Origin of the sequence: Desulforhabdus sp. TSK (assembly GCF_022836495.1) — a bacterium.
Lineage (GTDB): Bacteria > Desulfobacterota > Syntrophobacteria > Syntrophobacterales > Syntrophobacteraceae > Desulforhabdus.
In genome coordinates this window covers 46,076-67,349 of sequence record NZ_BQXM01000027.1, presented here as the reverse complement: position 1 = coordinate 67,349, position 21,274 = coordinate 46,076, and the positions used below count along the sequence as shown (strand labels likewise).

The following is a 21,274-nucleotide window of genomic DNA, read 5'->3' as shown; positions in this document are numbered from 1 at the left end:
TCGACGGCAGCGTCAGATGTGTATAGGACACAGCCACCCGGGGGACCCGGAAAAAAGAGCGGAAAAACGGCTGGGGAAGCCCCAGCCCCGCCGCTCTTCATTCCGATTCCCCTTCGGGCCAGCTCACTCACCCTATTTTTCCAGACAGGAGAAATCCCATGACCGATTTTCACGACCAACAGGATCCCGTGGATATAATGGACCATTTCTATTCGCTCGATATCGGGGAAATGGACAGCCCCGACCAGACCGACCGCAAGGCCAGGAGAGACATGGAAGAATTGAGCCTGGCCGCGTTTCTCAGGAACATTCCGGACGAAGGCTATCGGATTTTGATGCTCATGGTGGAGATGCTCCAGGAACTGGATGATCCGAGCCGGAAGACAGCTTCGGCGAGCCTGCAATTCGAAAAGATCCGGAGAGGAATTCCCCTCACCGATTCCGATGCAGAGGCGTTGGTTCTGGACCAGATCCGCCACCTGCTTTTCGACAAAATTTCCTGCCAGGAATTTCTCCGGAGGATGTCCCTGATCGCGCATCTATCCGCTCTCGAAGAGGAGTAGATCCATAAGATTTCATTTCGGCCTGCCTGGAGCAACTTTTTTGGGAGGTGAGTCATGGGAGTTCGGGTGGTGAATAAAAAGCTGTTCAAGGGAGAAGGCGTTTATATCGGTCGGCCCAGTGTTCTCGGGAATCCATTCGCCATAGGACGGGACGGGGACCGGGAGGAGGTCATCGCCAGGTATCGGGCCTGGTTGTGGGAGCAGGTGGCAGCCCGGAACGAGATGTTTGCCGAGCTGGTGAAGATCAAGGGAATGGCCGAACGAGAAGAAGTTTATCTAATTTGTTGGTGTAAGCCCCTGACCTGTCACGGGGATGTGGTGGCGTCATGTGTCGAGTGGATGATCCGGGAGGGAATTGGTTAGAGGCAGAGAAATCGAGGATTTTCCGGATCTTAAATTCCACCGGTCCGAACCGACATCCCCAGCGTCCAAGTTTTATTGCCGTCTACCTTTTGCAAACATTCACTTTTGCGGAAAGGAGACGGTCATGCACGATTACTGGCGAAAGCGTTTCGGAAACTGGAGCGATCCGGAGATGTACGAGCTGGCGAGAATCCACCATTACGATGTGGTTCACGAGATCGGCATCAGCCTCGATTCCGATCCCGAGGTCTGGAACGCAGCGGACTGGGAGGATTTTGAACCCTGGGATATGGATGCGGCGGAGGGCGCATCGAATCCTCTGCCCTCGATGAAGCCATCCAAAACATCATGAGTTTTATTTTCTGCCTTCCGATCATTGCTTCTTTCACCATCGCTCTTTACCGCCACTAAAAATCTCATTTCGGCCTCTCCAGGGTGGTTGTTCTTTTCTTGGCCTGGTCTCATTTCACGGGGAGGTGTGTCATGGCGGGTTTGGTGGCAGTGGTGGGTTCTCGGGAGTTGCCGACGTTCCGGGCTCCGGCGGTGGCTGACGTGGTGCGGTCTCTTCTGCAGCGGGATTGCAAGATTGGAACGGGGGGAGCCCTCGGGGCGGACCTTTTCGCTCTCCAGGCGGTGGTGGCTTCGGGAGCCTCGGCGTGTGCCGGTTCCATAGTATTCCTGCCAGGGGATATTTCGCAGGCTCCGGCGCGATGCCGTCCGGTACTCCATGCGTTTGTGGCACAGGGTGGAGAAGTGGTGCCCGGCCAAGCAGTTCGCGGTTGTTCGCGGCATCAGTACCTGAGCGCGCTTTTTGCCCGGACCATCGCGTTGGTCAAGCGTGCCGAAGGGGTTGTGGCGTTCATTGCCGGTGAATCTCCCGGCACCTGGTTCACCTGCCGTGAGGCGGCCCGGTTGGGGAAGCCGGTCGTAGTCTTCCCCGTGGATGGCGCGAGAGGGTTGCGGTCCATCGGTTGTGGCTTGTGGCGACCGGTTCGTCACTGGGCCGGGGCCTGGAGGTGGTTCCACTCGGTGGCGCTGGGGGAAAAATGTCGACACGGCATATCGGTTCAGTGCTGTGCGGGTTTGCCGGAACCCGTTCGGGAGCAGGAAGAACGCGTCGTGGCGTAACAGTGAGAAACGATGGGACGCTGAAGACGCTGACTAAAGCGCTGACTTTCGCTGAAAGTACTTCAACTTTTCTCCTCTTGTCAGCGTTTGTCTGTGGACATCAGCGTTTTTCAGCGTCCCCTTCCACGACGGTTTCCCACCTGAAAGATTCAATTTCCGTCTCTCCAAAGTGAAGCGCCTGAAGAAGGCAAACATATCAACCATTCACTGAAGGAGATTCATCATGAAAAAGCATCTGGCAACACTGGCAGCACTGAGTCTGGGTTTGGTTCTTTCCTGTTCCGGGGTGGTCGCCGCTGGGGATCTGCTCCTCACAGCCAGGGTGGAGCGGGCCATGCAGAAGGTCAACAAGGATGGCGCTCCGTACACGATTCTGTTCATTTCAGAAGATCGGGAGCTTCAGGGAGTTTCCTACACGGCGGAGGCTCCGATTTTCGCCTTCGGCCCTTCTCACCAGGAAGCCTCGGCCGTCCAAGGCGGTGAAACCATCAAGGCCATTGTCTCCAGGAGGGACAATAACGGCGATGTGACGTACACCCTGAGAAAGATCGTCAAATGAGAGCCCGGCTGCTTCGCTTTCACAGGAGAGCGAAGCGCATGCTCTCCTTTCTCACGGTTTACCTGGCTCTCTGCGGTCTCGTGAGCTTCTCACTTTTCATCCTCGAAGAATCCATGCAAACGGCCATGTTCGGCATCTGGCCTGCCCAGGACGCCAAGGACTGGCAGACGGTGAAGGCCGGGGCGGATTTCATCCGGACCACCAATCGGACCATGACTTTCATCAATTGGGCAGTCGGCTGGATACAGCCCCTGTCCTTCGTCTCCTATCGGACCTACAGCAAAGCGGCCGACATTTACGTGCAGGGCGTTCACGCCAAGACGTTCGCAAGCGCTCCGGAGCTCTTTGCCGGCGAGCGGGTCTCTATCCTCTTTACCCCTGCAACCGTGCAGGATGATATCGCCACCAACCGCAACATCCATGTTCAAAGCCTTTCTCCTCTCCAGGCAGGCAAAAAATATCGTGTCTCCGGGATCGTCTCCCTCGATGACGGGGCGATCACGATCCGCGCGGATTCGATTTCAGCCTGCCTGGAGTGAAAGGAGGTGATGCCCATGAAGGTCGCGGAAATCACGGTTCTGGTGAGCAAAAAGATGTCGAAGGATTTCAACTCGTGGACGGTTTCCCACGGAGTCACGGCGGAAATGGAGCCCGGAGAAGATTGGAAGCAGGCAGCTCGAACTTTGAGAAGAAACCTCAAAAAGCTCGTCTGTGGCGGCCTCAACGGGGAGGACAAGGTCCTCGTTCACATCAAATAGGATTTCCGTCTGCAGGCGGTGAAAGCGGGTCTTGGCCCGGCACTTTGCCCGAGTGCGGCTAGAGGAGCAGGGTGCAGCACTACCTGCCGTCCAGGCTGTCGGGAAGGTTTGTATCGGCAGCAGGGTAGTCTCCGGAAGGCAAGGCCTCATCTTCACAACACTTTGTTAACACAACTTATAAAGGATTTGAGCCATGATCAATTCCGTCACCATCGCGGGAAATCTGGGCCAGGACCCCGACATTCGCTACACCCAGTCGGGTCTTGCCATCGCCAACCTCAACATCGCCGTGAACGAGTTCGCCAAGGGACAGAACGGCGAGATGGAGAAGAGAACGCACTGGTTCCGCGCCACAGCCTTCGGGCGGACAGCGGAAATTGCGGTGGAATACCTCAAAAAGGGCTCCAAGGTCTGCATTGCGGGGCAGCTCGTACAGCGCTCCTGGCAGGACCAGTCGGGGAACAACCGCTCCTCGGTGGAAATCCGCATCAACCAGCTGGAGCTCCTTGGGGGAAACGGTGCCCAGGAGAGCCAAGACCGGTCGGGAACTGAAGCCTATCAGGCTTCGGCGCAGCGCCAGGCCCAGCAGCACTTCAACCCCGACGCCGATTATGTCCCCACCGAGGACATTCCATTCTGACCACAAGCAACTCACAACGGAGGCACAACTGGAGGCTGATCCAGGGTCTATTCTTCGTGCTCCTTCTGCCTCATTAGTGAGCCGGTCCTTCTGGCAAACAGGAGAAACGCGATGCAAATCCAACAGGGAAAACGCACCCACGATACCTCTTCCCTGCCGGCGTGGGCTCAGCGGCACATCGCCGAGCTCACGGCGGAAATCGAGAAGCTACGGTCCGCCCATGAAATCCTCACCCACCGGGAGTGGTTCGTTCTGAACGGCCCGCCCGTGGAAGAGGCCGAATCGGTCACCCGGCTGTGGTTCCTGGGAGCGAGCGGCGCGCAGCTTGCCTTCGCTCTTTACCCGGGAGACACGCTGCTCGTGGGAAGGGCCATGCGAGAGGAGGTCGATCCATGAAAGACATTTTTCAAGAGGCTTGCCTCGTTCAAATGAGCACGTCCTGCTGGCAGGGTTCCAGGATCCTGGAGCCTTCGGTCATGGAGGAGGTGGGGGACAGCGACTGGCTGCGAGGCCGAAAGTATCTCGTGAATCCCGAAACCCTACATCCCATCCGGGCCGTCATCAGCCGGGCGAGGAAAGACCTGGAAAAGAAAGCCCTGCCTTTTCCCATCCATGGGCTCACTTTGGTCCCCAAAGAACAGATTGGGGTGGTGGAAGAGATCCTGAACCTGCACCGAGCCACATTCTACGAGGCAGTGCAAGAATTTGAAGAGGGTTACGAAGAAGCAAGGGAAATGGCGCGATCGAGCCTGGGAAAGCTTTTCAGTGAAGCCGATTATCCAGGGCAGATCCGGACCAAGTTCGACTTCAGCTGGACCTACCTCACCATCCAAACGCCGGGTCGGCACAGCATCCTTACACCTGAAATCTACGAACGGGAAAAGGCCAAGTTCGCGGCCATGATGCAGGAGACGGAGGAGCTTTGCATCGCCGCTCTCCGTGCCGAATTCGCCGACAACGTTGCCCACATCGTCAATCGTCTCACAAGCCAGGAAAACGAAAAACCCAAGGTCTTCAAGCGCTCCATGATGGAGAAAATGCAGGCCTTCCTGGATTCCTTCGAGGCCAGGAACCTCTTCGACGATGACGAGCTGCAACGTCTTGTTTCCGAAGCGCGGCGCATCGTGGGCGGCGTTTCCGCCTCGACCCTCCGGGAAGATCCCTTCCTCAAGCATCAAATCGCCGCCGAAATGGGGAAGGTCAAGGATACGTTGAATCTCGCCCTCGTCGACATCCCCCGACGAAAGATCCACCTCCAGGAATCCCACTCCTTTGCCGCGTGAGGAGAAGCCCCCGACTTTGGCCGGTGCACCCAATCAACCACAAGGAGAAAAAACATGATCAAGGATTATCTTCGTGCGGGATATCCCGCCATTTGCCTGCTGACCCAGGAGCCCCACCGCGCCGAAGCGGTGCTCCCCTGCGAGGGCTGGAGCTTCACCGCCTGGGATTGCCTCCAAGGCTTTCGTACTGCCGAAAACGGCAAGCTCCTGGATGAGGTCCGCGACCCCGTCGAGGCGATCCACTGGCTGAGCACGCAGCAGGACAGCGTCCTCCTGGCCCACAACCTCCACCTCTTCCTGGAGATCCCTGAAGTCATCCAGGCCGTTCAAAACGGCGTGGTGCGATGGAAGTCCATCGGCTGCTGCCTGGTCATGGTCTGTCCCATGCTCCAGCTCCGTCCGGAGATCGAAAAGCTCTTCCATATCGTCGCCATGCCGCTTCCCGGCGAAAGTGAGCTTTTCTCCATGCAGCAGGACCTGGCCAAGGGAGTTTCCCTCCAGGATACCGAGGGGAATGCTCTTCCGGTGGAAGCCGACACCCACACGGCTCGGGCAGCCAAGGGACTCACGGAGTTCGAGGCTGAAACGGCGTTCGCCCTTTCCCTCGTGAAAAAGGGGCGATTCGACCAGGGTGTGATCACCGAAGTGAAAGCCCAGATGATCAAGAAGTCGGGGCTCATGGAGTTCTGGGAGCCCGCAGACATCAGCCGGGTAGGGGGACTCGGCACCCTCAAAGCCTACATCCGCAACCGCGCTGCAGCATTTCTCCCTGGAAACGAGCACCTTCCCAAACCGAAGGGCGTCATGCTCGTGGGGATTCCCGGCACCGGAAAGAGCCTCGCCAGCAAAGCCACCGCCTCCATCCTCGGCTGGCCGCTCATCCGGCTGGATATCAGCGCCCTCAAAAATTCGCTCGTGGGGGAATCCGAGCGCCGTATGCGCCAGGCGACCGGGATCATCGAAGCCTTCGGGGAAGCGGTGGTGTGGGTGGACGAGATCGAAAAATCCCTGGCCGGGTCGCAGTCGAGCGGGCAGACGGACAGCGGCGTCACGGCTTCCATGCTGGGTCACCTGCTCACCTGGATGCAGGAAACCACGGCTCCGATCCTCATCATGGCCACCGCGAACAGTGTCGGCATGCTTCCGCCCGAACTGCTTCGCGCAGGCCGGTTCGATGCCGTTTTCTTCGTGGACCTGCCGGTGATGCAAGAGCGCAGTGAAATCATCCGCATCATGAACGAGAAGTATGAAGCCGCAATCCCGGAGGACATGGCAGCCCGGCTGGACGGATTCACCGGCGCTGAAATCGAGCAGATCGCCAAGGATTCCCTCTTCGACGGGCTCGATGCGGCCATGAGCGCTATCGTTCCCCTTTCCCGCACCATGCGGGAAGAGATCCAGTCCCTTCGTGAATGGGCCAGGACACGCGCCCGCCCGGCCAATACCCCGGAAGATCAGATTATGGAGCAGCGCAAGATCCGCTCGATCTGACCATTGCCAGGAACCCCTCGCTGTCCATCGATTTCATTTCCGTCTTTACGGGGATGAAATCGATGGCGGGAGGAATACCGGGATGCCGGCAAACCATAAATCAGGAGGACCAATATGCTCTTTCTTGCATTCGATCTTTCCAGCTTTTCGTCGAGCTCCGAGAGTGCCATGAAAATGCGCATCGTCGAGCACCGCAACTTCGAATCCGCCAAGGAGTTCGTTTCCACCTGTTTCCCGGGAACCTGGGCGATTGTGCCCAAGAAGCTCTTTGATCGGGGCATTGTTCAAAACATTTTAGAAAGAAAGGAAACCGTATGATCCTGAGAACTTTCAGCATCCAATCCTCGGTCGATCCGGAAGCGACCATTGCCGTCCAAGAATGCAGGGAACCCGGCACGGTTTGTGTCAGCATCGTGGGAGGGGACTCCTCCAGCAAGATCGTTTTGAACGAAGAAGAGCTGACGGAGCTGTGTGCCCTGCGTTACGACGTGCGATTTCAAAAATCCGCAATAGAGGAGAAGCTCTATGAGTCATGTTTCGAAAATTGAGCTGGAAATCAACGACCTTGAGACCCTCGAAGCGGCCTGCGCGTCTTTAGGGCTACAGTTCGTGCGGAACCAAAAAACCTACACCTGGTACGGCGAATACATGGGGGACACCCCCCTCCCGGAAGACTTTTCTGCCAACGACTTGGGTAAATGCGACCACGCCGTCCGGGTCCCGGGGGCTACCTACGAAGTGGGAGTGGTCCGGAAGGACGGAAAGTATTTCCTGCTCTGGGATTTTTGGAGGGATGGGGGGCTGGAGCGGGCTTTGGGACCCGGAGCGGGGAAGCTCAAGCAGGCTTACGCCGTCGAGCGCGTCAAGCGGGAAGCCCGCCTCAAAGGCTATCGCGTCCAGCAGTCCAAATCCGTAAAGGGCATCCGGCTTGTGCTCTCAATGTAGGAGGACCCATGAAAAGTCGTCTCGAGATACCCGACACCCCCCGCGCCGACCTCGTGCCCATCCGTCAGGCCTACTTCAGCCGCGAATTTTGGGACATGTGGGATCGCATGGGCGAACGGGGCTGGCATGCCAGCCTGCTTGGCTGGATCGCGGAGCTGGAAGGCGCCATCCGGCGCATGCAGCGAAGCCTCGATCGCATCCACGAGTGTTTGGAGGGAAACGAAAAATGAAGCAGATCATTATCGACATCACGGAAGAGGGAGAGGTGAAGATCGAAACGCGGGGATTTACCGGCAAGTCCTGCGTGGAGGAATCCCGGTTTCTCAAAGAACTCCTGGGAAAGGAGCTGGCCCGGCAGCTCACCGCCGCCTACTATCAGGTAGACGGCAAGACCTGCGTGAAAAAGCACCTGCCGCTTTGTGGGTAATCAAGGGTGACGTCTTATCAACAGCTCCGGTTTTTCCATGGCTTGAGTACATCGGAAATATTGAAGAGGAGGCACTTCATGCATAAGGACCAATCTTTGAAAATCATCAGGCTCGCGGCCGAAAACATCAAGAAACTGCGTGCCGTCCAGATCACCCCCGAAGGTCATATCGTTCAGATCTCTGGTCCCAACGCCGCAGGCAAGACCAGCGTTTTGGATTCCATCTGGTACGCCCTCGGTGGTGGTCAGGCGCTACCGGAAGAGCCCATCCGCAAGGGAGCCGCCAAGGCCGAGATCCGTCTCGACCTGGGAGAGATGCTCGTGACCCGGACGTTCACCCACAAGGGCAGCTATCTCAAGGTCATGAACAAGGAGGGGCTGGAGTGGAAAAGCCCCCAGAAGGTCCTGGACCAGCTGCTGGGGAAGCTCTCCTTCGATCCCCTGGCCTTTGCGCGCCTGGACGAGGGAAAGCAGCGCGAGCTTCTGCTCTCCCTGGTGACGATTCCTCTGTCCTACGAGCATCTCCAAAGGCTGTCCGGCATCCCCGCTCAGGAGAATGGAGACCCCATCGGCGCCATGAATGCTGTGTACAAGACCGTCTATGAGCAGCGTGCCGACCACCATCGCAACGCCAAACGCCTGGAGGCTGTCGTCGCGGCGGTCGAAATACCGCCGGGTATGGAAACGGTACAACCGGTCAGTGCCACACAGTTGCTTTCCGAGAGGAAACGCCTCGAAGAGGAAAATGGGCGCAACGATGGGATGCGAAGAGAGCTGCTCGGCTTCGAGCGCAGCCATGAGGCGCTCAAGGAGCGGAGAGACGAGCTCGAGCAAAAGAAGCAGGACCTCCTGCGGCAGCTCCAGGAGACGGAGGACCTCATCAGCGGCACCGAATCGCTACTCGAAAGCTCCCAGGAGGAAGTGCTTCGCGCGGTGAGCGCTGTTCGGGACCTCGTCGACCACGATCTCTCGGAAATCGATGCCCGAATCACTCAAGCCGATGAGCTGAACCGCATTGCAGCCGATATGGCGAGAAGGAGAGAGCTCAAAGACGAGCTCGAACTCGAATTGAAGGGGGCGAGCGAGTGCACGGCGAAGCTGGACGCCATCGCCCGCTACAAGACGGAGCTCATGGAGCGCACGGACTTCCCCGTCGCCGGGCTGGACTTTCGAAATGGCAAGGTCGTGTACAACGGCGTCCCAGTCAGCCAGGCGAGCACCGCCGAAAAGTTGCGCGTGGGGATGGCCATTGCCATGGCCCTCAACCCCAGGCTCCGCATCATCCGCATCGAGGACGGGTCACTTCTGGACAGGGAGTCCTGGAGGGGCATCGAAGAGATGGCTCGCCAGGGCGACTACCAGGTGTGGATCGAAACCGTCGCCGACGAGCCCGGTCAAGGCATCTACATCTATGACGGCCAGGTCGTGAGCGACAATGGAAACCAGGAAGCACAGCAACCTGCCGTGACCTGTCCGTCCGAGAGTTTTTCCGTGTTCGATTCCCCCTCCGACTCGATGCTCATGTAGTTGCCAGTCGTTTCAGTCTCGTTTCCGACGAATCGGAACGTCCTGCGCCCCCTCCTCGAGCCCACACGGCGTGCCAACGCCTATCTGATTTCCGTCTGCCGTTTGTGAACCCATTCAGGCCGCCTCTCCACCCTTTCCATTCACGGGAGTGGCTGCAGACGGCTGGAATGCTCCGCAAACAACCCACCCATTCATTCCCCATTTTGCACAAGGAGAACCGCCATGCCCTGGAAAAGAGCCCTTTGCCCCGACGGGCAGGAAAAAACCTTCGATGAATGCCTCGCCTGCCGGAAAGAATGCTTCGACCTGGAAATCCGTGAGGCCCTCTTCGAGCGCGAGTGCAACTGGCAGGCCGCTGAGCACACGGGAGATCGCATCAGCGTCACGGCCCTTCTAGGATGTCTTCGGTCCACCTACCTGGAGCGAGTGACCGACTACGCGGCCACCCCTGAAAGCATGTGGTACAGCCTGCGAGGGGAGCTGATCCACCGCCTGGTGGAGCGCCCCGACATGGACAATCCCTACCTGCGTCGCTCGGAGATGCGGTTGCGGGTCAAAGTCAACGGACACGAGGTGAGTGGTCAGCTTGACAATTACAAGCTCCGCTTCCTGGAACAGGGCGTGCTCAAGGACTGGAAATCCATCGGGGACAACGGTCTGCAGTACATCATCTTCGAGGGCGCCAAGGAAGAGCACATCTGGCAGACCAACATCTATGCCTGGATCGCCCGGCAGAATGGGTTTCGGGTGGATAACATCGAGATCGCCTACCTCTCTCTCATGCAGGTCGTGAAAACGGGCCGGGTAACACCCTTCGTCGAATTTCTCGTCCATCCCCCGACCCGGAGCGGCAAACGCAGGAACATGATCGGGCACCCGCGGCTTGTGCGGGAATACCCCTCGGGTAAGAAGAAGTGGGAATGTTACTACCGCATCCCCGAGGTCCCGCTTTACGATGACCGGAGCGTCCTCACCTTCGTTACCACCAAGCTCGCCTGCCTGGCGCAGGCCTTCGATTCCGGCCTCCTGCCTCCGGTCGCCGATGAAGAGACCCGCCGCTGGAAATGCGACGGTTACTGCCGTGTGCGTGGGCTGTGTGAAGCCGAGGAGGAAAGGCAAGGCCGCTCTCTTGTGATTCCACGATAGCGCCGAGCCGAGAAGGCGTCATAAGCGAGGGAGGAATTTTACAGGGTGGCCAAGGGCAGAGTCTGTCGCCCCCTCGTCCGGATCAGCATTGCAGAGTCTCTAATCTTGCACCATTAGGAGGAGTAGTCATGGATCTCAAGACGATCACAGGAAAAAACCTCATCGAGGCATTCCGGGAGCTCGACCGGCAGCTACCCGCACATGCTTACAAAAAGATCGAGGGAGGCAAAGGCGGAAAGCTCGGGCTCACCGACATCATCCCCGCCTTCCTGCCCGATCTGCTCCTGGAGCTGTTCGGCCCTATCGGCTACGGCTGGGGCTTTCATTTGGACAGCATGGAGTCCTCCACCAAAACCGTCGAGCGCAAAGGTGGCTACACGGAGGAAGAAGTCACCGCCAATTGCAAGCTCTCCATTTGGTATCGCTTCCTGCGCGATGGCGAAGTGACCATGTCCGAGCCCATCCCCGCGACGGGCGGCAGCACCAACACCCTGGTCGAGTGGGCCATGAAGGGGGCCCTCACCAATGCCCTTGGCTGCGCCTGGTTTTTCGCCGGCTACCAGCTCAGTGTGTACAAGAACGAACGGTCCCACAATGGCGATGGGCAGCAGCAGGGGCAGGGACAGAAAAGTCAGCAGGCACACCAAGACAATAACCGGCAGGGGCAGAGAACACAAACGGGAAACAATCAACTCCCATCCCCGAATTCATCCAACGGACACTCCGCATGGCAAGCCGCCGCGAGCACCATCGACCAAATGCTCATAGAGCTGAACCTTCCTCCTGACCGCTACTGGCGCTATGCCGCCGAAAAATACAAAGCCGCCCGGGACAACCTCACAGTGCAGCAGCTCCAGGAGCAGGTCGCCCTTTTGAGCCAGTGCCGCCAAAATCCTGTCAAGCTTGACCAATTCCGCGGGCTACTTGGCGATTCCGCTGGCAAGCAGTCCACTCAGCCTGAAGACCAACAAGGGGGGATGCACTGATTCAGGAACTCTGCGCTTGCCTGTCATTAATCAGGAACGATGTAAGCCTTGTCGCAAACTCACAGCAAGATCAACTCCGATCTCGAACGAAACGTCTGCTTTCCGGCGTACGCCGAATCCATGCAGTAGTCCAAGGGTAGGAGAGCATTTCGCCGACCATGACCAAATGACGATTGTTCAGGTAGCTGATAGCGGGATTCATCCTTCGTGGAGGCCATTCGTACGAGGTAGCAAGGTTTACAATACTTACACCGTCTTTGGAACCATTGACCAAATCGGCAGCAATGCGCAGAGCGTCGCTTTCAGGGTTCCATGGCTTGAAGTGGGAGTCAAACTTTACAAACAGTTCAGATTCGGGAGTCAAAGAGCGGAATCCAATAGTGCCACAACCCAAAGTTGTATGCCGCCTCACGAACCCTTGTTCCTGCAGTTCATCGATTCCGTCAATGATGTCTTCGTCAACAAGTCTTGTGAATTGTCGTATCTCGTCCGGCTCCAACTGCGGGTCCATTGAACAAGCATGTGTGGATTTCTCCACCATCAATCGAACGATGGCTTCTGCGGCGGCGGAAAGGCCCAATTCCGGAGTGCGTTGTAAAATGACCTTTGGAATCGGTCCGAGAGGAGGTTTTTCGCTGATCCCATGTAGGTGGGATGCCAGTTTTTCCACGTCTGCTCCATAATTTGTGATCTCAGGCGAATGTAAAGATCGCAACAGAGGAGAGAGTTTTTGAATTGGGAGTCCGACTCGCAAGGGTATGAATCTTACCTGTCCTTCGATTTTTTGAATGAAGGCGGCATCGATCTCGGTATTCACCCATTCCTTCCCTATGCTGGCGGGGGTCAAGATCGCGATGAAATGGGTGCATTCCTCCAAGCCCTGATCGATCTTCCGTCGAATGCTATCACTCGGGCCAATTTCCCATTCGTCGAAGAAAACATTGATGCCCCTGCTCATCAGATCGTTAGCAAAATCTTGTACAATATCATTATCCTCCGATGCATGGCAGAGAAATACCACAGGGGGAGTGGCGATTTCAGCCTTCTCTTCTCTGATTTTCATCTCTTTATCCTCAATATTCATTGGAAAGGCGATTCTTGATCATTTCGAAAACCTCATAAAACCGGCAAGGTGTCTAATAATGTCAATGAGCAGAGCCATTTTCGTCTCGGTCCAACTCCAGCACGGCGCTCCAAAAGCTCTCTGCGTAGTGTCTCGCTTTCTGGCAAACGTAATTGGGAAGAATAGTCCGGGCGAGCAGGAATGCTGTTATCAGCAGGACTAAAGATACAGCGCACCAAATGATGCCTCTACCTGTCCAATAGAAGGAGGCGAAACATCCGGCACAACTCAGTACCGATGCGGGCAGCCAAATGAAACGGAGCCCCGCAAAGTTTCTGGTAAAACCATAATCGGCGTTGTGCACTCGAAGCCTGTCAGCGTGTTTGCCGTCTCTGAGTCGATAGCGAAGAGTGGTTACCGCATCATTGATGATCTTCTCGATCTCGTCATCATTAAGATCTGCCGCTGCGACGACATCGAGCCCCGTTAGACGCTTAATAGCTGCATACCAAAGTGCTTTCTGTTGATTAGACCGATTTTTATCATTGGGAAACAGCCACTGATTTGTAGGGGCATCGTACGGCCATCTGGGCCAGACCCTTTGCTGTAGGCGATTTCCAGCTGCGGAAGCAAGATGGGATAGGCCGACTGCCAGGGCAGCTGAGACTCCAACTCCCATTGCGAACGTACTGATCCAGCCGTCAAGTGACTTCCCAAGTGTGGCGGAAACCGGTAGTAGGAACAAAACAGAGATCAGCGCTGGAAGAAAACGCGCTTTCCGCTCATAATGGTCGCTAAGATTAATGTAGCTGAGCCAGTCCTTATTCTCCAACATCTGTTACCTCTTCATCCCTCTGCAGGAATCAGCAGCAGATTATCCATCCAATTCATCTCACCGATAAAACAGCTCACTTCTCCTTGATCTCCTGCTATCATCATCAGAGCAGGAAGCCCATCTCGCCCCATCAACTCGTTCAGCCAGGCAAAGACCTGCTGATCTTGAGCACTTGGCGTTGTACGCACCCCCTTGGGATGAGAATGCCACTCACCGATATACTCTAAACCGCCGTCTGTCTCTCGAGACACCTTCTCAGTTTTAGTTTTAAGACCTTTACATCCGCGGATATAGAGCGTTGGCCATTCCACACTGTCGGGTGGCGAGGGGATAGTATCGACGATGTAGACCACACGCCTCTCAAGATCGAAGGACCCCAGGAGCACACCGCCGGTTTCGTTTGGTAGTCTTTGTTCTCTGAGCTGATGGAGCTTCAGGACCAGCTGTGTGTCGGCGCAAACGGTCCAGTCTCCTGCTTCACGACGGGTCGTAGAGCATGGTTGCACATCCACACGCCTCACATTCCCACGTGCGTCGGCCCGCCAGATGGTTATCGATGCGGTATCAGATGTCATAACCTCGCGAATGGCCCGGCTCGCAATGGCTGCATGAAGTGCGACCAGGTCCTGGGGCAAAGTGCTCGTGACATCGCGACAGGATTGGCCGTATCGCCTTCGCCTCTGCAAAGGCTTGAAGTGGCCTGAAATGTCTTCCTCCGTGACGATAGCTCGATAGTACTGCATCTCGAGCTCGTCCAGTTTCAGCTCCCTCTTCTTGTCTTCCGCCAGAAGGACCAGATCATCACCCGTCGGAGTCAGGAACAAGGAGACGCGCCTGCTGGAAGAGTCTACATCGAGCGAGAGGTATCTTTCGACAGAGACGGAAGCAGACATGTCGAGGATAAGGTCTGAGCTTTTTAGCGTATCCGAAATTCTCTGAGCCTCTTCTCTCGGATTCATTACATCGACAGAAATGTATGAAAAGGCACTGTCGTCATGAACTAAACGCTTTGCTTCCTCCGCCATCACAAGAGATTTTTGCCAGCCTACGTGGGCTGCATGAAGAGCATGACGCGCAAGGTTGTGCGGCATCAGGCGATCATCATCGATAAAGACCCAATTCCCGAAGCCGCTCCGGACAAGATTCATTGCAACCTGGGAGCCCAAAGCTCCGAGCCCAATCGCCGCAATCGACGGAGTGTCGGCCCGTTCTTGGCCATTCAGTTTTATCGCCAGATCTCGATCGAGTTGGAAGGATGGGTTCAACAGGTCGAGAAGCACCGCCTCCCCTCGTTTTGCGTCATCAACAACAAAGAAGGGGCACAGATGCCCATCACTTGATTGCCACACACCTGTCTTTTCCCCCGCTTCCTCCAGAGTGGAACCTGTTACGAAGGCCCAGACATCGGTGGTCTCTGGCTCCAAGCCTGCGTGGCGCAACTTGGGGCACACGATCACCAGTACCAGCGAAGAACGTCGAGCATCATCGTTCAGAGCGTCCATCTCCCACCATGTCTTTAGCCTGCCTCTCAGCTCACCGAGTAGATCATGGCCAAGGTCTTGAAAGACTTTCGCTAGCTCGGCCAGGGACGCTGGACGCCTATGGATGATCCCATGTTGTTGTGGAGGACAAGCGTGAACGCTCACGACAATAGGAAGAGATTGAACTGGTGCAGGCGGTTTTTTGCAGTGGGCAATGAGAAATCGCTGTGGGTCAGTGGCCGTCAGATATAATCGTTGCGGCATATCTCCCGTGCTTGATTTTAGAAGGTCACGAGGCAGAATGATTTGGCCTGCATAGCCAAAGAGAAGCGGTTCAAGAGGCTGATCTTCCTGGTGCAATCTACCCTTTGCCGTCAGGGCGAGCCACTGTCTGACCCGCTCCACAAAACGAGGCGCGGTCCAGCGTCGCTTGAGTTCACTGTACCGTTCTTCGTAGAGGCACAGGCTGCGGGGTAGCTCTTTCTCTCGCAGGTTTAGATGCGGTACTCTGGGAAAATCACACCGGAGCGCCAAGACTTCAGGAGCGGAGTCGTCAGATCTCGGGAAGATCCCGGCAATACGCTCCACTCGATTGATTGAATGCACAGGGCGTTGTGGAACCTCCGCCTCAACGTCGAAAATGATCACATCAGCTTCTTCCGTTACCCGGCATTCAACCAGAGACGCATATTCATTGGTCTGTTGACTGAGTGTTTGTGCCAGCGCGATCGCTTTGGGGACTCGAAGGCCAGCGATCGAAGCCACTATTCCGGGAGCATCACAATAGGTGACGGTCATACCTCACCCCGCCCTTAGCGCCGGAGCGCTCATAGCTGCAACGGCCGCCGTTGACGCTTGCTTCTTCACTGTCGCTCCGGTGCTTTCAATTTCAATCACCAGTGGCTTCGGTGCCGTTTTTTTCGGATGCTGCATGGTCACCATGAATTCCCCGTTGAGCTGTGTTTCGATATCTTTGTAATAATTCGCGGCCTGCCGGTGCGGGGGATAGCTGTCCTTATCTTCTTTGCTTCCCTTTGCTGGAATGGGGTCACTTGTTGCCACGAGAATGCCTCTATCCGCACCCTGATTCTCATATAACCAGGCGACATCCGGAACGGGCTCTGTCTTATCGTTGCCCTTTTCCGGTCCGATAGACAAATAGCTGCAATGATGCGGAATCTTAACGATGTCCCATTCCAAGCGCTCGGGTCGATCCTTCTTGTTTTTTGTGACGTCGACGATGTCCGTGATGATTTCGTGAGTCACATCGGACATGAGCAGCATTTTGGTTTCAACGCCTGCGACCTGGAAAACGGCCTGCATCACCAGGCAATCATCATTCCTGTCTTCAACTTCTCTGCCATTCATGCGTTTGGCAAACGGTGAATGGACGAAAAACTCAATCCCGTCTGAGTCTTTCTTGAGCTCAGGAGCGATTTTCCCAGCATCGGTGATGATATTCAAACGCTCTTTCAGCGATATGCCGTTCTTTTCACACCAAGCCTTCAACCTCTCAGGTCGAGAGAAAACTCGAACCCCCTTCCCCTGTTTGAAACGATGCCGGGCCTCCTGGCGTATGACGCGGCCCTCTTCCTTGTCTACCGCTTCCTCGGTAATCACGGCTGCGGGAACCCACATGACCTTGATTCTGACCCGATTATCTCCTTGATACTTCTTTGCGTGATCAAACCAGAAGAATTCTGTTGCGCCCTTGTAATGATCTTCGTCCAGATGAGTGAAGGCCACCACGTCAAAATCGTTCCGTTTGGCGGTGGCGAGGTCCTCACGAAGCTCCTTCGGAAGATCGCATCGCAGATCATATTGATTGCTTGAGTCGCGCATATTGGCATAGTCGAAGAGAATCTTCTTGCCGTTTTCGAGATCGATGCGATAGCAGTCGGCAGTGCCGACGGGGAAGAAAGTAACCTTATGCATAGTGCTGCCTCCTCACAAATTTCCGCTCATCAAATCCGGCATTGTGGCGGCTGTTAGGGTTAAGGACTCTCGATGTATAAGAGCAAAAGAAGAAAATGAGCTTGAAGTCTGTGCCCGTTGGATTTTCGCGTAAGGACGATTAGATCTTTCCGACCGAGTCGCTCTAAGAAATTGAGGTGGTTCTTCTGGACGGGGTTTCTATCACTCCAAGGGAAAACACCCCGCAAGAATACTGCCTTTGGCAAACGTTATGAGCCTCTCGATATCTTCTTCCTGAAGCTTGTTTTCGATGATGAAGCGGACCAGTTCCAGGGCCTTGGGGCTCTGCCGCAGCATGTCGGTGATGTCGGGGTCCGTGGACAGGGAGAGGCGGAACAGCACATCGGGGTCCGCGGCCAGCAGCCGGGCCAGTCCCTTGATGATTTCCGGGCGTGGCGGGCTTTCCTTGTCCCGTTCGATGCGGCTCAGGTAGGCGGGGGAAATTCCCACCTTGACGGCCGTCTCCCTCAAGCCCAGGCCCTGTGCGTTACGCAGCTCTCGAATGGTTTCTCCGAATTTCTTCATAGTGGGTCAATCATATTCATGCGTTTAGTGTTTTGCAACACATAATTTATCTGGTATTCTATTTTCTCGTGGGGTATTTTGGGGTACCTTGCACTTTTTTCCGCATGCCCCTCGGGTGGTGCGTGAGAAGGCTTTCCTGAAGGAGTTTTTGAATAATCAATGAATATTATGAATGGGTTGTGCCGTTGTGGCGATCCCTGGGCAGGCCGACGCGGTTTTTGACGCCGTATCGATTCGAGGGCTGCTCCGGTCGGTCAATGCCCGCAAGCACCCCGAGCCCCAGGCGAGAGAGTACCTCATGGACACAACCAAAACGAACGTCCCCCCTGGAAGCACCATCGCGGCGGGTTACATGCTCGATTATGTTTCCGGGAAACAGGTGAAGGAGACAAAAAAAGAGCTGGTGCGTCAGCGTGTGGCGCGCGCGCTCATCCACGAATACGGGTTTTCCCCTGAAGACATGGAGAATGATTTCTCCATCGGCGGCCGCAAGAAGGTGGACATCGCCATTTTTCACCATGGCAAGGACCACACCGTGGATAACCTGGGACGCGCCGTGATCTGCCGTCCCGAGCCCAATGTCGGCAAGGGCGCCGTGCGCATCCGGGATTTCGAGCAGGCGGCCAAGGACCTGGATGAATTAGAGACCATCATGCGCGAGGTCGAGGCCGTTCGGTACGGGCTGTGGACCAACGGGCTGGAGTTCTTCTTTCTCGAAAAAGAGAAAACGCGCTTCGCCACCAACTGCAATCCCATCGGTGATTGGCCCCTCGCCGAGGAATCCGTCGGCACCAGGGAGGTGCTTTCCGACGCCCACACCCGTGTGGCCGACAAGGAAATGCTCAAGGTGACTTTCCGCCGCTGCCACAACTACATCCACGGCAACGAGGGGATGCCCAAGGACGCCGCGTTCTGGCAGTTCCTGTACCTCATTTTCTGCAAGATGCACGATGAAAATCTCCGTAACAAACAGCGCCAGGCCTGGCAGCGCCGTTTCTGGGCCGGCCCCAGGGAACAGTTCGACGACAAGGGCCGCAGGGACATCCGCAAGCGGATCGAAGACCTCTTTGCCGAGGTCAAAAAGCAGTACAACAATATCTTTCGAGGCAACGAAGAGATTTCACTCTCCGACCGCGCCCTGGCCTTCATCGTCTCGGAGCTGGCCAAGTACGACTTCACCCGCACCGACGTGGACGCCAAAGGGGTGGCCTATCAAGAGCTGGTGGGCGTCAATCTGCGCGGCGACCGCGGCCAGTACTTCACCCCGCGAGGCGTGGTGAAGCTGGTGGTCGAGATGCTCGACCCCAAGGAAGATGAAACGGTCCTGGACCCGGCATGCGGGACCGGCGGCTTCCTCGTCGCCACTCTCGCTCACATATTAGAAAAGCTCCGGGCCGCGCAAAACACTCAGGCCGGCAACGAGAGCACTTTGGAATTTCTGAACGTCCATGAGCCGCTCAGGAAATATGCCGCGGACAAAGTGTACGGAGCGGATTTCGACCCCTTCCTGATCCGGGCCTCCCAGATGAACATGGTCATGGCCGGCGACGGTCGTGGGCATATCTATCACATCAATTCCCTCGAATTTCCCAACGGACACCTGGTTGAAAAGATCGAGCAGGAAGAAGAAAAGCTCCAGATCAAGAAGGAAGAGGGATGTCGCAGGAGGCTGGCGCTCGGCTCCTTTGACATCGTGATGACCAATCCTCCTTTTGGATCGGATATCCCCATCACCGACAAAAACATCCTGCGGCACTACGAGCTGGCCCATACCTGGGAGCCGGACGGCGAAGGGGGCTTTCGCAACACCGGCATTCTGAAAGGCAGCGTCTCTCCCGAGATCCTTTTTGTGGAGCGCTGCCTCAAGTGGATCAAGCCAGGCTCCGGCCGCATGGGCATCGTGCTCCCCGACGGCATCCTGGGGAACCCGGCGGCGGAATACATCCGCTGGTGGATCATGCGGGAGGCACAAGTGCTCGCCTCCATCGACCTTCCGGTGGAAGCATTCATCGCCGAGGCCAACGTCAACATCCTCACCAGTCTCCTGTTCCTTCGGCGCAAGAGCGATGAGGAAAAGCGGATGGAGGCCCTGGGCGGCGCGAGGGAGTACCAGGTTTTCATGGCAGTGGCTGAAAAGGTCGGTATCGACCGCCGGGGCAACAAGCTCTACAAGCGCACACCGGATGGTGAGGAGATCGTCGAGCCGCGCCTGCATGTGGAGCGTCTCCGCATCGGCGGCAGCTTTGTGGAGCGCACCCTGATCCGCCCCGAAAAAATCGAGGACAACGATCTGCCGGTCATTGCCCGGAAGTACAGGAAATTCATCGAGGAGCACGAATGATGTCCACGGCGGTCCACTATCATGAGGGTGCTTTCCCTCCCGCGGAATTGAACTGGGCGCGCCTGGTGACATTGATCGGTTCGGCCAACGGCGCCGTGGCCCGGTATGACGGGTTGCTCTCGGCCATCCCCAACGCGGCGGTCCTGCTGAGTCCTTTGACCACGCAGGAAGCTGTTCTGTCATCCCGCATCGAGGGGACCCAGGCCACCATGGGTGAGGTCCTGGAATACGAGGCCAAGGGAGATACCGGCGACTTGACTTCACCCAAGGAGGCCGACATCTGGGAAGTCCTCAACTATCGAACCGCCATGCGCGCCGCCGAGACCATGCTCCAGGAGCTTCCCCTTTCGCTGCGCGTCGTTCGCGAGGCCCACAAGATCCTGCTTTCCGGCGTGCGCGGGCAGGGAAAGTCTCCGGGCGAATACCGCCGCATACCCAATTGGATCGGGCCGGCCGGCTGTACGATGGAAGACGCCAGGTTCATCCCCATTGCCGCGGACAAATTGCCCGAAGCCATGTCCCGCTGGGAACGCTACATTCATGAAGAAACCCCCGACCGCCTGATTCATCTGGCCCTCCTTCACGCCGAATTCGAGGCCTTGCACCCCTTTCTGGACGGCAACGGACGGCTGGGCCGCATGCTGATTCCCCTGTTCATGCATCAGGCCGGGTTGATCCATCGCCCCATGTTTTATATCAGCGCCTTTTTGGAAGCCAACCGCGACGCCTACTACGACAGGCTGCTGGCAGTTTCCCGAGACGGCGATTGGACCGGTTGGTGCGCCTTTTTCTTGACGGCCGTGCAACAGCAGGCCGAGGAGAATCATCGCAAGGCCGCCGCCATTCTTGATCTCTACAACCGCATGAAAACGCATTTTGTGGACCTGACCCATTCTCAATACGCCATTCACGCCCTGGACTGGATCTTCGAGCGGCCCATTTTCAAAAGCAGCGATTTCGTGACCGCCTCGCCCATTCCCAAGCCGACTGCCGGCAGGATTCTCAATGTGCTCAAGCAGGAAGGGGTCCTGAAGGAAATCGAGAAGGGAAGCGGCCGCCGGGCCGCCGTGCTGGCCTATGCGGAGCTGCTCAACCTTGCCGAGGGACGCGATGCATTTTGAGTCTCATGAATTAATGACAAACGACTTTGTGTCTCACGAATCGAAGTATATGAGTCGCAAAATATTTTGTGACTATTTCATGAGACACAAAAAGCGCGTAAATCGCCTTCGTTGGAAA

Annotated in this window: 26 protein-coding genes; 21 read left to right on the top strand and 5 right to left on the bottom strand. The window is 56.5% G+C overall.

Going from position 1 to position 21,274, the window contains the following annotated elements; translation table 11 throughout:
- Window positions 1-158 precede the first annotated feature (158 nt).
- The 19 genes from MWC30_RS15385 to MWC30_RS15295 all read left to right on the top strand — a co-directional run bounded on the left by MWC30_RS15385 (window position 159) and on the right by MWC30_RS15295 (window position 11,816).
- On the top strand, window positions 159-563 hold the full coding sequence (locus MWC30_RS15385; RefSeq protein ID WP_244085080.1) for a hypothetical protein: 405 nt from the start codon (window positions 159-161) through the stop codon (window positions 561-563).
- Between the two features lie 54 nt (window positions 564-617).
- On the top strand, window positions 618-926 hold the full coding sequence (locus MWC30_RS15380; protein ID WP_244085079.1) for a DUF4326 domain-containing protein: 309 nt from the start codon (window positions 618-620) through the stop codon (window positions 924-926).
- Window positions 927-1,050: 124 nt separating this feature from the next.
- Complete coding sequence (locus MWC30_RS15375; RefSeq protein ID WP_244084408.1) at window positions 1,051-1,278, top strand: hypothetical protein; 228 nt, start codon at window positions 1,051-1,053, stop codon at window positions 1,276-1,278.
- Window positions 1,279-1,409: 131 nt separating this feature from the next.
- Window positions 1,410-2,054, top strand: coding sequence for a DNA-processing protein DprA (locus MWC30_RS15370; protein ID WP_244085078.1), 645 nt, complete (start codon window positions 1,410-1,412; stop codon window positions 2,052-2,054).
- A 223-nt stretch (window positions 2,055-2,277) separates the two neighbouring features.
- Complete coding sequence (locus tag MWC30_RS15365; RefSeq protein ID WP_244085077.1) at window positions 2,278-2,613, top strand: hypothetical protein; 336 nt, start codon at window positions 2,278-2,280, stop codon at window positions 2,611-2,613.
- Window positions 2,610-3,152: a hypothetical protein gene (locus MWC30_RS15360; RefSeq protein ID WP_244085076.1), complete on the top strand. Its 543-nt coding sequence runs from the start codon at window positions 2,610-2,612 to the stop codon at window positions 3,150-3,152. Before MWC30_RS15365 ends, MWC30_RS15360 begins: the two co-directional genes overlap by 4 nt.
- A gap of 15 nt (window positions 3,153-3,167) precedes the next feature.
- The gene (locus MWC30_RS15355; RefSeq protein WP_244085075.1) at window positions 3,168-3,371 is read left to right on the top strand and encodes a hypothetical protein; all 204 of its coding nucleotides are present in this window, start codon (window positions 3,168-3,170) and stop codon (window positions 3,369-3,371) included.
- A 193-nt stretch (window positions 3,372-3,564) separates the two neighbouring features.
- Window positions 3,565-4,011, top strand: coding sequence for a single-stranded DNA-binding protein (locus tag MWC30_RS15350; RefSeq protein WP_244085074.1), 447 nt, complete (start codon window positions 3,565-3,567; stop codon window positions 4,009-4,011).
- A gap of 111 nt (window positions 4,012-4,122) precedes the next feature.
- On the top strand, window positions 4,123-4,407 hold the full coding sequence (locus MWC30_RS15345; protein WP_244085073.1) for a hypothetical protein: 285 nt from the start codon (window positions 4,123-4,125) through the stop codon (window positions 4,405-4,407).
- Window positions 4,404-5,294: a DUF3150 domain-containing protein gene (locus MWC30_RS15340; protein ID WP_244085072.1), complete on the top strand. Its 891-nt coding sequence runs from the start codon at window positions 4,404-4,406 to the stop codon at window positions 5,292-5,294. Before MWC30_RS15345 ends, MWC30_RS15340 begins: the two co-directional genes overlap by 4 nt.
- Before the next feature lie 54 nt (window positions 5,295-5,348).
- Complete coding sequence (locus tag MWC30_RS15335) at window positions 5,349-6,785, top strand: AAA family ATPase (protein ID WP_244085071.1); 1,437 nt, start codon at window positions 5,349-5,351, stop codon at window positions 6,783-6,785.
- A gap of 114 nt (window positions 6,786-6,899) precedes the next feature.
- The gene (locus MWC30_RS15330; RefSeq protein WP_244085070.1) at window positions 6,900-7,103 is read left to right on the top strand and encodes a hypothetical protein; all 204 of its coding nucleotides are present in this window, start codon (window positions 6,900-6,902) and stop codon (window positions 7,101-7,103) included.
- Window positions 7,100-7,333: a hypothetical protein gene (locus MWC30_RS15325; RefSeq protein ID WP_244084418.1), complete on the top strand. Its 234-nt coding sequence runs from the start codon at window positions 7,100-7,102 to the stop codon at window positions 7,331-7,333. Before MWC30_RS15330 ends, MWC30_RS15325 begins: the two co-directional genes overlap by 4 nt.
- Window positions 7,311-7,730 carry a hypothetical protein gene (locus tag MWC30_RS15320; protein ID WP_244085069.1) on the top strand — a complete coding sequence of 140 codons (420 nt, stop codon included), beginning with the start codon at window positions 7,311-7,313 and terminating at the stop codon, window positions 7,728-7,730. The genes MWC30_RS15325 and MWC30_RS15320 overlap by 23 nt, the downstream gene beginning before the upstream one ends.
- Before the next feature lie 8 nt (window positions 7,731-7,738).
- On the top strand, window positions 7,739-7,960 hold the full coding sequence (locus tag MWC30_RS15315) for a hypothetical protein (RefSeq protein ID WP_244085068.1): 222 nt from the start codon (window positions 7,739-7,741) through the stop codon (window positions 7,958-7,960).
- Entirely contained in the window at window positions 7,957-8,157 is a 201-nt protein-coding gene (locus MWC30_RS15310; protein WP_244085067.1) for a DUF2997 domain-containing protein, read from the top strand. The genes MWC30_RS15315 and MWC30_RS15310 overlap by 4 nt, the downstream gene beginning before the upstream one ends.
- A gap of 78 nt (window positions 8,158-8,235) precedes the next feature.
- Entirely contained in the window at window positions 8,236-9,684 is a 1,449-nt protein-coding gene (locus tag MWC30_RS15305) for an AAA family ATPase (protein WP_244085066.1), read from the top strand.
- Window positions 9,685-9,906: 222 nt separating this feature from the next.
- Complete coding sequence (locus tag MWC30_RS15300) at window positions 9,907-10,830, top strand: hypothetical protein (protein ID WP_244085065.1); 924 nt, start codon at window positions 9,907-9,909, stop codon at window positions 10,828-10,830.
- Between the two features lie 128 nt (window positions 10,831-10,958).
- Entirely contained in the window at window positions 10,959-11,816 is an 858-nt protein-coding gene (locus MWC30_RS15295) for a hypothetical protein (RefSeq protein WP_244085064.1), read from the top strand.
- Between the two features lie 70 nt (window positions 11,817-11,886).
- On the opposite strand, the gene MWC30_RS15290 is transcribed toward MWC30_RS15295, so the two are convergent.
- From MWC30_RS15290 to MWC30_RS15270, 5 genes are all read right to left on the bottom strand, one after another.
- A complete protein-coding gene (locus MWC30_RS15290; protein ID WP_244085063.1) occupies window positions 11,887-12,879 on the bottom strand; it encodes a toll/interleukin-1 receptor domain-containing protein in 993 nt (330 codons plus the stop codon).
- A gap of 82 nt (window positions 12,880-12,961) precedes the next feature.
- Window positions 12,962-13,714 (bottom strand): hypothetical protein, encoded by a 753-nt coding sequence (locus tag MWC30_RS15285; protein WP_244085062.1) that lies wholly within the window; start codon window positions 13,712-13,714, stop codon window positions 12,962-12,964.
- 11 nt (window positions 13,715-13,725) lie between these two features.
- Window positions 13,726-15,993, bottom strand: a complete 2,268-nt coding sequence (locus MWC30_RS15280; protein WP_244085061.1) for a ThiF family adenylyltransferase — start codon at window positions 15,991-15,993, stop codon at window positions 13,726-13,728.
- A gap of 3 nt (window positions 15,994-15,996) precedes the next feature.
- Window positions 15,997-16,944 carry a hypothetical protein gene (locus MWC30_RS15275; RefSeq protein ID WP_244085060.1) on the bottom strand — a complete coding sequence of 316 codons (948 nt, stop codon included), beginning with the start codon at window positions 16,942-16,944 and terminating at the stop codon, window positions 15,997-15,999.
- A 387-nt stretch (window positions 16,945-17,331) separates the two neighbouring features.
- Window positions 17,332-17,694, bottom strand: a complete 363-nt coding sequence (locus MWC30_RS15270; protein ID WP_244085059.1) for a helix-turn-helix transcriptional regulator — start codon at window positions 17,692-17,694, stop codon at window positions 17,332-17,334.
- 298 nt (window positions 17,695-17,992) lie between these two features.
- Between MWC30_RS15270 and MWC30_RS15265 the strand changes: the two genes are divergently transcribed.
- Both MWC30_RS15265 and MWC30_RS15260 read left to right on the top strand, forming a co-directional pair.
- Window positions 17,993-20,035, top strand: coding sequence for a restriction endonuclease subunit M (locus MWC30_RS15265; RefSeq protein ID WP_368860867.1), 2,043 nt, complete (start codon window positions 17,993-17,995; stop codon window positions 20,033-20,035).
- Complete coding sequence (locus MWC30_RS15260) at window positions 20,035-21,156, top strand: Fic family protein (protein ID WP_368860866.1); 1,122 nt, start codon at window positions 20,035-20,037, stop codon at window positions 21,154-21,156. Before MWC30_RS15265 ends, MWC30_RS15260 begins: the two co-directional genes overlap by 1 nt.
- Window positions 21,157-21,274 lie beyond the last annotated feature (118 nt).